14 protein-coding genes are annotated in these 12,053 nt (G+C 37.0%); 6 read left to right on the top strand and 8 right to left on the bottom strand.

Features of this window, described 5'->3' with window-relative positions; all coding sequences use genetic code 11:
- Positions 1-262: 262 nt before the first annotated feature.
- Positions 263-481 (bottom strand): hypothetical protein, encoded by a 219-nt coding sequence (locus ADM90_RS12960; RefSeq protein WP_027625323.1) that lies wholly within the window; start codon positions 479-481, stop codon positions 263-265.
- 25 nt (positions 482-506) lie between these two features.
- A complete protein-coding gene (locus ADM90_RS12955) occupies positions 507-1,220 on the bottom strand; it encodes a GAP family protein (RefSeq protein ID WP_053995410.1) in 714 nt (237 codons plus the stop codon).
- 103 nt (positions 1,221-1,323) lie between these two features.
- On the opposite strand from ADM90_RS12955, the gene ADM90_RS12950 reads away from it, so the two are divergent.
- On the top strand, positions 1,324-1,923 hold the full coding sequence (locus tag ADM90_RS12950; protein ID WP_027625321.1) for a TetR/AcrR family transcriptional regulator: 600 nt from the start codon (positions 1,324-1,326) through the stop codon (positions 1,921-1,923).
- Positions 1,924-2,207: 284 nt separating this feature from the next.
- On the opposite strand, the gene ADM90_RS12945 is transcribed toward ADM90_RS12950, so the two are convergent.
- From ADM90_RS12945 to ADM90_RS12920, 6 genes are all read right to left on the bottom strand, one after another.
- A complete protein-coding gene (locus ADM90_RS12945; RefSeq protein WP_053995409.1) occupies positions 2,208-4,142 on the bottom strand; it encodes a DNA polymerase in 1,935 nt (644 codons plus the stop codon).
- Positions 4,143-4,214: 72 nt separating this feature from the next.
- Positions 4,215-4,763: a DUF2815 family protein gene (locus ADM90_RS12940; RefSeq protein ID WP_053995408.1), complete on the bottom strand. Its 549-nt coding sequence runs from the start codon at positions 4,761-4,763 to the stop codon at positions 4,215-4,217.
- A gap of 4 nt (positions 4,764-4,767) precedes the next feature.
- The gene (locus ADM90_RS12935; protein WP_053995407.1) at positions 4,768-5,904 is read right to left on the bottom strand and encodes a DUF2800 domain-containing protein; all 1,137 of its coding nucleotides are present in this window, start codon (positions 5,902-5,904) and stop codon (positions 4,768-4,770) included.
- Positions 5,897-6,220 carry an rRNA biogenesis protein rrp5 gene (locus tag ADM90_RS12930; protein WP_053995406.1) on the bottom strand — a complete coding sequence of 108 codons (324 nt, stop codon included), beginning with the start codon at positions 6,218-6,220 and terminating at the stop codon, positions 5,897-5,899. Before ADM90_RS12930 ends, ADM90_RS12935 begins: the two co-directional genes overlap by 8 nt.
- Positions 6,195-6,413 (bottom strand): hypothetical protein, encoded by a 219-nt coding sequence (locus ADM90_RS12925; protein ID WP_048717981.1) that lies wholly within the window; start codon positions 6,411-6,413, stop codon positions 6,195-6,197. The genes ADM90_RS12930 and ADM90_RS12925 overlap by 26 nt, the downstream gene beginning before the upstream one ends.
- Before the next feature lie 46 nt (positions 6,414-6,459).
- Positions 6,460-6,993 (bottom strand): hypothetical protein, encoded by a 534-nt coding sequence (locus ADM90_RS12920; protein ID WP_235473527.1) that lies wholly within the window; start codon positions 6,991-6,993, stop codon positions 6,460-6,462.
- A 425-nt stretch (positions 6,994-7,418) separates the two neighbouring features.
- Between ADM90_RS12920 and ADM90_RS12915 the strand changes: the two genes are divergently transcribed.
- The 5 genes from ADM90_RS12915 to ADM90_RS12895 are packed head-to-tail and all read left to right on the top strand — an operon-like array spanning position 7,419 to position 12,035.
- Positions 7,419-8,420 (top strand): ABC-three component system protein, encoded by a 1,002-nt coding sequence (locus ADM90_RS12915; protein ID WP_053995404.1) that lies wholly within the window; start codon positions 7,419-7,421, stop codon positions 8,418-8,420.
- Positions 8,413-8,865, top strand: a complete 453-nt coding sequence (locus ADM90_RS12910; protein ID WP_053995403.1) for an ABC-three component system middle component 2 — start codon at positions 8,413-8,415, stop codon at positions 8,863-8,865. The genes ADM90_RS12915 and ADM90_RS12910 overlap by 8 nt, the downstream gene beginning before the upstream one ends.
- Before the next feature lie 6 nt (positions 8,866-8,871).
- On the top strand, positions 8,872-10,701 hold the full coding sequence (locus ADM90_RS12905) for an AAA family ATPase (RefSeq protein ID WP_053995402.1): 1,830 nt from the start codon (positions 8,872-8,874) through the stop codon (positions 10,699-10,701).
- A gap of 34 nt (positions 10,702-10,735) precedes the next feature.
- Positions 10,736-10,945 (top strand): helix-turn-helix domain-containing protein, encoded by a 210-nt coding sequence (locus ADM90_RS12900; protein ID WP_053995401.1) that lies wholly within the window; start codon positions 10,736-10,738, stop codon positions 10,943-10,945.
- Positions 10,946-10,991: 46 nt separating this feature from the next.
- Positions 10,992-12,035 (top strand): restriction endonuclease PLD domain-containing protein, encoded by a 1,044-nt coding sequence (locus ADM90_RS12895; protein ID WP_053995400.1) that lies wholly within the window; start codon positions 10,992-10,994, stop codon positions 12,033-12,035.
- The last annotated feature ends 18 nt before the right edge of the window (positions 12,036-12,053 follow it).

Genomic DNA, 12,053 nt, shown 5'->3' with positions numbered 1-12,053 from the left:
CCACAGGAGGTAATGATTGTTGAGGATTTTGAAAAAATAAATTAGACATCCGGATTGTTGTTCGAAATTTGTATATGTAAAATAGATTTAAATGGTTGATTCAGTAATTTTCTACTTTAAGAAAAGAGAAAAACAGTCATTTTGGGCATCATCTTTGATCTATGACCTGGATGAGTAAGGTTGGTAGAGCCTCGAGGAGAATCAATTAAAATAAAAAATACAGAGCGAGAAATTCTCACTCTGTATTTTTTATTTACATCATTCACTTATCGTTTTTACTAGATGTTATTTTACGAGTGGCTAAAGCTATGATCCCACCAACTACAATAAATACAATGTCCAAAACGATTTCCAACCCTTGAAACGCATCAATATAATTTACTAAAAACCAACTTTTTCCTCCATTAGTCAAATGATTGATTAATCCGCCTACTCCCTGAATAATAAAAAGTAGACTGAGTCCACTGATAATTTCTTTCATGATGAACACCTCTTTAATATTTTTTCTAATTTAATATGCCCCTAAGACCGATATTAAAAAAAACTGCACCTATGACTCCTGTCGCTACCAAGAGTGAAGAGATTGGAGCTTCATTTAATTTTGACCTGATTTTAACAAGAAATTGTTGCAATTTTTCTTTAAATATAATATTAACCCCTAACAGTAACAGAGAAGGAAGCACCATTACTAGATTGTATCCAATTATTATTAAGATAGCAGGTGTAGCATCAATTGTTTGATGATTCATTAAAAAGATTGAATAAAAGTAAGGCAATGCCGTTACAAATTCAATTAGGAAAACAATGATTCCTAATATAATCATCCCTTTAATTGTTGTATTTTTGGGGATAAATGAAATTAAACGTTTTTTTGTAGTCTCTTTTGGTTTACTGAAGCTTATTAGAACAAGAACTGCTCCAAGTAGGATATAAAACCAATTGATAAAGTCAAACTGAGACAATTGTTCTATTCTCTTCAATAATGAATTTCCACCAAAGTAGAGTAATAAACCCGTGATGAAATAGCCTAACTGCGTGATGAATAAAAACACAAATAAACGAGAAGGTAACTGATTCGGTTGTGTCAGTAATAAATAGGCTGTTACAGTCAGTACACCGGGACTTAAAATATCAATTAAAGCACACAAAGAAATAATCATTAATGCTGAAGAAATGTCTAATGATGAAGAAGGCATCAATGCTTCAATAGTTTCGATCAAACAAACTAGTCCTCCTTTAAATGTTGTGGTATTATCTATTTAACACATCGTGCTATAAAAAGATAATAACACACTGTGCTAAATAAAGGAAGTGATTTTTATAATGCCAAAAATTGTTGATCATGATGAAAAGCGCAAACAAATTGCTGAGGCTGCATGGAATATTATTAGGAAAGAAGGGGTTGAGAAAGCGTCTATACGAAGAGTTGCAGCTGAGGCAGGGATATCTTCTGGTGCGTTAAGACATTATTTTTCAACTCAAGATGAAATGTTATTATTTATTATGAATTACTACTTAGAAGAAGGGAAAAAGCGTTCTCAAAATAAAGAATGGTCAGAAAACCCAGTGCAGGCAGTAGAAGAAGTTTTATTAGAGCTAGTACCAATAGATGAAGAAAAGAAAATTGAAACGAGTGTTTGGTGGATTCTTGCATTACGTTCACTTACAAGTGATACAATAAGGGACAAAAAAGATGAAATGACGGACGGTACATATGAATTAGCAAATTCAATGATTGAAATCTTAGCTCTAAAAGGCGTATTATCAGATTCAATGAATGCAGAATTAGAAAAGAGTAGGTTAACGGCATTAATAGAGGGATTGTCGATTCATGCTTTATTAAGACCTGATGTATACTCTCCAGAAAAGGTGAAGGAAGTTATTCGTTATCATTTAGAGACACTCTGCAATAAAATCAATTAAGCTAATCGGTCGATGTATCAATTATTGTCCCATTTGTTTTTAATAGATTTAGTCTTACCCCTTGATTTATTATTAACTTTATAGAGAGAGGAGTCAAAATCGGTTCTTTCACTATATTTCTTCAAGATTCGAATTTTAACCCTTTATTCCACAAAAATGGAGCGTTTATTAAACAAACAAGATAGCACGTACCGGTCATAAAATAAGTGCTATCCTGTTTTCATTATTTAAAAATTGAAGGTCTTTTAACCTCCTCCCACACGATTATCCGATTACCAATTAATTTAATCTTTTTGATAAAACTGACACTCATAACCATCAGCACTAAGCAACAGGCCATTTGCCCATGTTGGTATCTTAGCCATCTGTTCACAGATAGCGGAAAGTGACGTCCCCATATCTGCCTCGATGATAATTTCATCGTGTACATGAGCCACAATGGAACAATTCTTTAATGTCTGCATGGCATGACACAAGATGTCACGACTGATTGCCTGAACAATATTCTCTACAAATTTGGGTCCATAGCTTTCGATTCTATCCCATTTTTTCGTCCCACCGACCCCTTCATAAGTAACCGACTCACCGCCAAACATATTCTCTCCCATACGAGGTTTCACATAGGAAAGCCGCCTGCCGGAAGGAAGGACAATAAAGAGCATTCCGCTTTGATATATAAATTTAATACCGTGTGTTTCTGTAGGAGTTTTCTGCTTAACACAGGTTTTTACAGCGCGGTCAACATCCCACCATAATTTTGTAATATTGGGATTGGATTGTCTCCAAGCCATTACAAGAGGTTGAAGTTCCTCTTCTTCAATTCCCATCTCCAAAGCACCCATTGATTTCAACGCTCCAACAGATCCTCCGTAACCTAGGGCTAGTTCAGCAATTTTTCCTTTCTGACGAAGATGGCCATTCACACCATGCTTTTCAACAGGTACATTAAACATTTGAGAAGCACTGGCACAGTAGATGTCTCCGCCGTTTTGGAAAACGTCTATTCTCCATTTTTCGCCTGCTAGCCAGGCAATGACACGAGCCTCAATCGCTGAAAAATCTGCCACAATGAACTTCATACCTTCTCGTGGTATAAAAGCGGTACGGATAAGTTCCGACAGTACCTCTGGGATTGAATCATAAAGTAAGGTAAGAGCATCAAAGTTTCCGCTACGAACTAAAGCACGAGCCTGTTCCAAATCGGGCATATGGTTTTGAGGGAGATTTTGCAGTTGAATAAGCCTGCCCGAAAACCTACCAGTTCTGTTGGCACCATAAAACTGAAACATTCCTCTTGCCCGACCATCATTACATACCGCATTCTCCATTGCCGTGTATTTTTTCACCGAGGATTTTGCAAGTTGCTGACGGAGTTCTAAAACAGTTCCTAGTGGTTCAGGAGCCGTCTTTAGCATCTCAGCAACTGCTTTTTTACCAAGGGTATCTGTTTCTAGCCCATTATCGGCAAGCCAGTCTTTCATTTGTTGTACAGAGTTTGGATTCTCTAAATTGGTTATATCTTGCATTAAAGCCATTAACTTTTCACGGGAATGTTCATCCATCACAACAGCCTGTTTTACGAAAGTCATGTCAATGGCAATGCCGCGATCATTGATTTCCTGGTCGAGATGATATTCCTCCCAGATATTTTCCGGCACCAGAAACTTAGAAAATCTCTGTTGTATTGACATCTCAGCTTCCACATCCCGAAGATTATAGGCTTTAAACCGCTCCCATTTATCCATGTCATGTTCTGGCAGATTACGAACTCGACCACCATTTGATTTAGTAGGGGAGCAAGGTGTACAGAAATATTTGATGAGGTCTTTACCCTCTGTTAGCTTTTGTTTCTCCAAACCTAGAACCGCCCCAACTCCCTCCAAAGAAAGTGGTAACCCCATATATGCCGACCATATCATGGAGCATTTCCAGGATGCGGGGTCAAGATATTCTGTAAGGTTAAGCCATTTTGATAGACACACACGCTCAAACATTGCATTAAAAGCCCATTTGGTAACGGAATCATCCAAAAGTGCGTTTATAATTTCATCGGGGATTTCCTCCCCGCAAGCAAGGTCAACCACCTGTACTTCACCGCCATCCACCGAGTAGCCAAATAGTAGAATTTCAAAGTCATCACTCTCGGCATAACGGTAAACTCCAGATTTTTGAAGATTGGCGCCACTAAATGTTTCAATGTCAATAGAAATAGAGTTCATGTATTACCACCCTTTCCAATGCAAACGAGGTGGCAGAAGAACAACCTCCACCACCTCATCTGTATTTATTCCTTATGCTAGAAAATCATCATCTTCAATCGTTGTGAAATCATCAGCTGCATTGGTTCTTCCACCTAAAGGCTCCCCATCTCTTATCTTTTGGATGTTGCCAAGACCACAAGCTACACCCTTATTGCCATTAGAGTTAAAAGCGTAGAAATTTAGGGATACTCTTGCATAACAACCACTGTACACCTCGTTGCGTTCCAAGATAGGTCTGACTGCTTTATCTACTATTTGGGGTGGAGTCTTGCTGTTGGCATTTACAAAATAATGCCCTTTATAAGCCTCATCATCACGTTCTACATCACCATCACGAAGTGGCAGTTTGATAGCCGCCTTATTCGGCTTTTTACCACCAAACTTTGCAATGCCCTCTTCAATGGCTGCATCTACGGCTGCATTGATAGCATTGATGGTTTCCTTATCTGTTTTTGGAATCAATACGGATACGCTGTATTTTTCCGCCCCGCCATTGATGGATACGGGCTCCCAGCCATGAAAGTAGCTGAGTCGTGTGTTAACGCTTGTAACAACCTTAGTTTTATTTTGATTATTCATATTCCTATCCCTCCGTAATTTCATTAAATTCGTTTTTTACATTTGATATATTCATAGCTGGTCGCTTATCCGAATTTGGAACCAGCGTTGGCTTGCCCGGTGGTTTATGTATAAGACCACCGAGAATTTGCTCAAATTTCTTTTTACCCATCAGCTTCTGCATTTCCGTAAGGGTAATGAGACTCTGACGATAGATATCCTTATAGCCATTTGCCTTGGCTACTTCAGCCACAGCCTCTTCGTCTTTATATTTACGGATAGACCTGCCCTCGACTACCTTAAAACCGTGCCACTCTTTCCCGTGATTAACAGCAGCATCCGTGGCATAAGCAATGATTTCATTTGCCCACTTTGTAAGGTCAGACAGTTTAGAAAGAACTTCTTCAATTTCGGAGTCCAGAAGTAGGGGTGGCAGTTTAAACTCCATCTGTGCTAATTTCAGCTTTTCTTCAGCCCTTGCACGGCATTTAACAGCCGCTCGGCAGAAAGTACACCACTCACCGGTCAGATATTCACCTTCACCGTCATAGGCCTTTTTCGCCTTTGGTTTCAGTTCATTTTCTGCCCAGTCCTTTAATTCCTTTACCGGGATTGTCCATGTGCTGACATTTTCCCTGCGGGGTTGGAAGATGGTCATGGAAACCTCCTCGATATCGTACAAGCTATCGTAGATTTCTAAAGCACCAAGGGCATACAATTTCATCTGCGGGTTTTCCACTGCATCTACTAACACTCCCATGCCATACTTAAAATCGATAATATGAAGCTTTTTATCGCCAATAATGATGCAATCACCAGTTCCGAACCCCTGGGGTACATAGCAAGAAAAATCAAGACGTTGTTCAATAAGTATTAACGGGTCCGTACAGCTTTGCCTTGCCAGTCCCAGCTGCTCCATTACAAATTCCACATAGGCATCGCTGTGTTCTTCCATTTCATCAGAGTTATACACCGAGACTGGCCGTTTACTTCTCATGTGAAGTGCTTTTTTAAGTTTATGTTCACAGAGAGCATGAGCGGCGGTACCTTCAGCGGCTGCATTGGATTCACTATTTTCAAATTCCAGTTCCAATCTTGCAGAAGGAAGGCAATTAAGCCACCTATGGGACCCCGATGCGGAAAGTACTGCGTGATCACTCATTACCTAGTACCTCCGCATCTTTCAACATATCTGCATAATGTTTCGGGTCAACTTCGCTTAATTTAGAGCCACCGTATTTTTGGATGATTTCTCTCACTTGGTCAGTAAGACCAGCTTGACTCTTCTCAGCGAGTTTTGCTCTGACTTCCTCTAGAGTGATTTCCTTTTTCTTTGGTTCTGGCTCTTTTACAGTTGTGGTCGGTTCTTTTGCTTCGACAGGCTCACTACCCGCCATTGCATCAGCAACCGCTTGTATGCTGTCTGCCAAAGAGCGCATATCAGAAACCACATCAAGAAGTAGTTTGATTTTGCTCATGGTTTAATCCCCCCTCCTTAATCTCACTGATGGCGAGTTCCTGTACGGTGTCACCCGGAACAAGAATAGTCAGCTTCTGCTTATCACCAAGTAAGAAACGAAGGAAGCGCTCCCTTATGGTGACATTACGGCAAGTTACAATCCCGCCAGACTGTGGAGTTTTTGAAACACTGATTTTCAAGTTGTGTTTCATGTTCTTCACCTCTTTCCGAGAGCGTTTATGTACTGCCCTCTATCTATTAGCCGTGGCAAGAGGGGAAAGTTGAGGATTCAGGAAAAACTTTTTTTAAATTCTTCTTAGCGGTAGCCAAGCGATGTGATATGGCACTTTTACTGACACCTTCACGCTCTGCATACTCGGTCATTGTCATGCCATCAAGATATACAGCAATAAAAGGTTCTGAATGTTTCGGCTTAAGAATAGAACGAATAATCTCACAGTAATATTCATAATCTTCCTTTTTATTCCGAGCCACTTCATGGGTGTTATCTGGAAGATAGTCCATATGATCCGTTGCATCCTCTGATTCGTTGTCCTTACGGAATGGTTTTTTCGGCATCCCTCTGTTTCTATCAAACTTGTGCCAGTTATTGTAGTCGGGCTTGTTAAAACGCTCGTCCATAATCTCCTGTGGCGAACGGCGAGTTACCGTTTCCTTATCTTCGGCACAGGATAGCCTGTCCTCGTAATCTGCATCAATCATTAAGGTAAAGTCCTCGTCTGGTACCTCCAAATAGGTAGGTTTGTTGTCGTACATAATTCTAATTTTCATTTTGCATCCTTTCCGCCGGACTGCATTGGCGGCAAAGGATACAAAAATAGGTCTGTGCCTCGAAGTACACAGACCCTTTGTCCTGAAAATGAGCGCAACAAGGTAAGGTACTTCTATTGCAACGCATAACAATCCTAAACGGACTGAAACGTAGCAATATGTATCCTTTGCCCTTATTGCAAATCAGGCATTTGATATTTTTTAAAAGAAAAACTCATTGAACGCTATTAAAATCTCTGCATTCATAAATTTTCACTTCTAGTTAAGTGTCAATTTACGTGATATAATTTAAATAGACTAATTTACTCTTGAATTTTTCATATCACTCAATATCTAAAAAAATTGTATAAAAAAAAATCCTTCCATTTCGGAAGGACTCGGAAAAGTTTGGAACGATTCGGAAACATGGTTAGAGGTGACAGATTATGCTCTTTAGTGAATTTGCGAATATACTATTTAAACATAGTGACAATTCATATAAGTCACATGAATTTTTTCTGTCACTTTTCGACAATATTATGAGAAATCCACAATCCCCTGAAGAAATAATGCTATCTGAAAACGATAAATATAACCCTTTTAGCACCCTTGTTCCAGATTCGTTGAACAGGCTATTTAAAGGAACAAACCCTTTAAATCAGAAGAAGGTACGTAAAGTTATAAGCCGTAAAGATACGGATAAATTTGCAAAATATATAAACGGATTTAATGGGCATAATCAAATGGCAATTGAAGATGAAATCAAAACAATGATTCCAGATTTCAACTCCATTGATAATTTAGGTTATGCTTGCGCTGATTTATTTCTTCAAATTTTAAATGATATTTATGAGGGTAGAGAAACATCTAGTGCTATAGTTTCTAATAACTTGAGTCCCACTCAAAAATTAACATTCTTTCCTGTACAAACTATCTACTACGATGAATCGGACGGAAAATTACATATTGGAAACATAGAGATTTCTATTCCGAAAGAACTAGAGCCACCACAAGATATTGCTCCAGAAGAAGAAATTTACGTCAGTGAACTTCTAGCTGCCTATGCAGATGCCGTGAATTGTAAGGAACTCACAAAATCCGATTTGGATTCTCTTCCACAAAAATATAAGAGGAATTTCTCTGACCAACGAATCAACTATTATAGTGCTGTACGCATTGATCGTTTTCTTCGTGAGTCTTTTGAAAAAGGAGAAGTACATGCAGAAAAGTGGAAATCCGAAACGTTCGATTATATTAAAGACACTCTATGGGATGACTATGATAATGGTTACAAGAGATTAGTAACAGTGATGAAAAAAGTAGTAGATTGCTCCACTACATCAATTGTAAGCAACATACAAAATCTCGTAGGACCAAAAGAAAAGAAAGGAACCTGTCACTTATTGGCAAATGACGGTAGTGTTCGCTGGGTAGACGAAGATGAATAATAAAATTTTTAACACTGAATTTGAAATGTCGTTGAGGTTATTACTTGTCCTATCTTTATCCAAAAATAAAAACCGTACATTAGATGACCTTGTTACAGCAGATTTCATTTCAAATTATTCAAAGGAAATTGGACTATCGGACAGTAATCTTCACGGAGATAATGAATTTAGCTTTTCTGAATTTTCCGCCAGGAGATTATTAGCACAAGGCGCTATAAAGAATCTAGTCCTTGAAAATATGATAAAAGTTTCATACTCAAAAGACGGCTTTCAATACTTTATTTCGAACCGTGGTCAAACATTATGTAGTTCCCTAACTTCAGATTACGCAACTGAATATAGAATATATGCCAAGAAAGCCCTCACATATATGGATTCTAAAAACGACAAAGAACTTCTCAACTTATTCGGACAAGCAGCATCTAAATCACTATGGAAGGAGTAATCCCAAATGACATTTTATATAACTAAGGTTACAGCAACTGGCACCGGGAAAACTCCTTCCACTGTAACATTCAATAAAGGATTAAATATTATTTGTGGGGTTTCAGATTCCGGAAAAACCTGTGTATTAAAGTGTATTCAATTTGCTATGGGGGTTATCAATAAACCTTTTGAACATAATCAAACAGGATATAATAGTGTCAGTCTTGACCTTATGACTTCAGAAGGACCGATTCATCTTTCTCGAAAGCTTGGGAAAAATATAGTAAACGTAGTCACCGAAATCAACTCAATTGAGAGTGGTGACTATGATGTTGATTATAAGACTAATGGGAATAAGCGCCCTGTTTTAAATGAACTATGTCTTAAATTAATTGGTATTAATGAGCTGCCAATGATAATAAGTAATCAAGATTTTGCTAGACAACGTTTAAAATGGAATACACTTACTAGGCTCTTTTGGTTAAGAGAACAGGATATCGAAAATCCAAAGTCTGTACTTTTGCCTTCATCACCTACGCAATATCCTTACTTTTTTTCATCCTTACTATATCTTCTCACAGGTGATAATTATCCAAATATGGAAGAACAAGATAAGGATGAAATCAGCAAAGCGAAAAGGGATGCTGTTCGTCAATTTGTAAATGGTAGAATTGCTCAATTGTCTACAAAAAGAGAAGAACTTCAAAATTCACTATTTGAATATAGCAATTTAGATATTGAAGAAGAAATGCAAAAGTTAATCGATAATCTTTCTGAAACTGAACAGACCCTTGTAGCTGCCACAGAGGAAAGCAAAGATTTACTTAGTACTTTACTAATTTTTAAAGAAAAAGAAGCTGAAACTAAGGTAACTCATTCGCACTTTCAATCACTGAAAAGCCAATATACAGCTGATATAAAGAGACTTACCTTTATCGTAGATGGAGAAGTACATTTACACACTATAGATACAAACCATAAATGTCCTTTTTGTGATGGAAATATTAAACCTTCAGAAAGAAAGTCCTTTATTGAAGCATCGAGAGCTGAGTTGAATCGTATCATCGCACAATTACAAGGTTTAACAGAAAGCGAAAATGACATCGTTTCAACTTTAAATGAACTTCAAAAAAAGATTAACTATTTAGAAAGCCGAAGAGCCGAGATTGAAAAATGGATTGAAATTGAGCTTGTTCCTCAAGCAGATAAATTAAGAAATGTAATTCAGCAATATCGTACTTATATACAATTACAACAAGAATCAACAGTTCTACACAATGTTTCACAGGATTGGATTACGGAATTACAAAAGCAGGAGCAAAACGAGGATTTAGAAAAACCCAAATTTAAACCAAAGGAACATTATCCAGTAGATTTTAATTCCCGTATAGATAAAATAGCATATTCGATACTAACTGAATGCAATTATGAGAATTTGAATACTGCTCATTTCAATATGGGGACTTTTGATTTAGAAGTAAATGGCTTAGCTAAAGAAGTAAGTCATGGTAAAGGTTACTGGGCATTTATAAACACCGTATTAGGTTTAACTTTTAGACAATATTTGCAAGAAGATGCTGTCTATAAGCCTAGCATTTTTGTAGTAGATACACCTCTACTTGGTTTAGATCAGGGAGTTAATGATAATGCTCCTACAAGTATGAGAACAGCCCTTTTCCAATATTTTATTGACAGTCAATCTAAAGGACAAATAATAGTTATTGAAAATACAAAAGATTTACCAGACTTAGAATATGAGTCTGCTGGTGCTAAAGTGATTGAATTTACTCATAATAAATATAAAAGTAAATATAAAGAAAGTCGTTATGGATTTTTACACGATTTATATAAATAACCGAAAAAGTAATTTGTAAAACGGAGGTAGCAAAATGTTACGAATAAGCTACAATAAACTCTGGAAAATGTTAATTGACAAGAATATGAATAAACAGGATTTAAAAAAAATTAGTGGGGTTAGCTCAGCTTCTATAGCTAAATTAGGTAAAGGTGAGAACATAACTACTGACGTTTTACTCAGAATTTGTACTGCTTTAGATTGTGATATCTCAGATATCATGGAAATAATTAGAGTTAAATAATAATTATTCTACAATTTAGTTGGCAATATTAAGAGGTGTGCATAAAATGCTATATTATACTGGTATCGAAGAAATTATCTTTTCAAAGCATGAATTACTTCCAGAAGAACCTGATGAACTAATTATTATAAGTGGTTATCTAGGTCCTGCTCCAATTAAACGTTTATCAGAATTGAAAAATATGAAAATCACAGTAATCGGTGGAATGTATTCCTCTGGTATAGATGCTAGGTTGTTAGATTCATTAAATCGAATAAAAGAATCTAACGACTCATTAACTATTAGATTTGCAGAACAAGAAATACACTCAAAAATCTATATATGGAAACATAGGGGAAAAGTTTTATCTGCACTAATCGGTTCCGCAAACTTCTCTTCTAACGGGTTACGTACTGACTATAGAGAATCCCTTGCAGATGCAACAAGGGATACTTTTAGTCCATTAGATTTATACTATCAATTTATCCTTGAACACTCATCCGAGACCCCGACTATTAAAGCAAATCAGGAAATTATTGATTTTGCAAATCTAAAAGTTGCTGAAACCAAGGAATCATATAATATAAAACATAGTTTTGATATTCCACTATATAGTGAAGCAAGGGGAGTAAAACAAGTGCCTCTTTCTAGTGGACTAAATTGGGGAAGGGCTCGATTAACAAGTAATGCCCATGTCGCAGCCGGTGATGCGTATATTAGATTACCTAAAGAGATATTAAATAGCAATCAGTCACTAATAAATCCCTTTGATCCCGAATTCACTACCCCGGACGGGAGAAGAAAACGAAATTCTGATCCCATTGAATTAATTTGGGATGATGGAACCATTATGGAAGCTTCCCTAGAAGGAGTACAAAAATTTAAGGATAAAAAGTATCCTAAACAATTAGCATCATTTTCATCAAAACAGCCTTTTTTAAATGGGCAACGAATTTCTAAAAAAAGTATTCTTGGCCGGTATTTACGTAGTCGTCTTAATGTAGAAATTGACGATGCCATCACTATGGAAACTCTTGAAAACTATGGAAGGAATACAATAACACTCTCTTTAATTGAAGATGGTGTATATTATGCGGACTTCTCAGTTTAAAAGGAAAACAAGAACTTA

This window comes from Lysinibacillus macroides, assembly GCF_001281525.1.
GTDB classification, from domain to species: Bacteria; Bacillota; Bacilli; order Bacillales_A; family Planococcaceae; genus Lysinibacillus; species Lysinibacillus macroides.
This window is presented reverse-complemented; position numbering and strand designations above follow the sequence as displayed.

Bases quoted from the DNA above. Each gene is read 5' to 3' on its own strand.
- ADM90_RS12895 (WP_053995400.1), top strand. From the start codon at position 10,992: ATGCTATATTATACTGGTATCGAAGAAATTATCTTTTCAAAGCATGAA.
- ADM90_RS12945 (WP_053995409.1), bottom strand. From the start codon at position 4,142: ATGAACTCTATTTCTATTGACATTGAAACATTTAGTGGCGCCAATCTT.
- ADM90_RS12930 (WP_053995406.1), bottom strand. From the start codon at position 6,220: ATGAGCAAAATCAAACTACTTCTTGATGTGGTTTCTGATATGCGCTCT.
- ADM90_RS12950 (WP_027625321.1), top strand. From the start codon at position 1,324: ATGCCAAAAATTGTTGATCATGATGAAAAGCGCAAACAAATTGCTGAG.
- ADM90_RS12915 (WP_053995404.1), top strand. From the start codon at position 7,419: ATGCTCTTTAGTGAATTTGCGAATATACTATTTAAACATAGTGACAAT.
- ADM90_RS12925 (WP_048717981.1), bottom strand. From the start codon at position 6,413: ATGAAACACAACTTGAAAATCAGTGTTTCAAAAACTCCACAGTCTGGC.
- ADM90_RS12935 (WP_053995407.1), bottom strand. From the start codon at position 5,904: ATGAGTGATCACGCAGTACTTTCCGCATCGGGGTCCCATAGGTGGCTT.
- ADM90_RS12960 (WP_027625323.1), bottom strand. From the start codon at position 481: ATGAAAGAAATTATCAGTGGACTCAGTCTACTTTTTATTATTCAGGGA.
- ADM90_RS12920 (WP_235473527.1), bottom strand. From the start codon at position 6,993: ATGAAAATTAGAATTATGTACGACAACAAACCTACCTATTTGGAGGTA.
- ADM90_RS12900 (WP_053995401.1), top strand. From the start codon at position 10,736: ATGTTACGAATAAGCTACAATAAACTCTGGAAAATGTTAATTGACAAG.
- ADM90_RS12940 (WP_053995408.1), bottom strand. From the start codon at position 4,763: ATGAATAATCAAAATAAAACTAAGGTTGTTACAAGCGTTAACACACGA.
- ADM90_RS12905 (WP_053995402.1), top strand. From the start codon at position 8,872: ATGACATTTTATATAACTAAGGTTACAGCAACTGGCACCGGGAAAACT.
- ADM90_RS12910 (WP_053995403.1), top strand. From the start codon at position 8,413: ATGAATAATAAAATTTTTAACACTGAATTTGAAATGTCGTTGAGGTTA.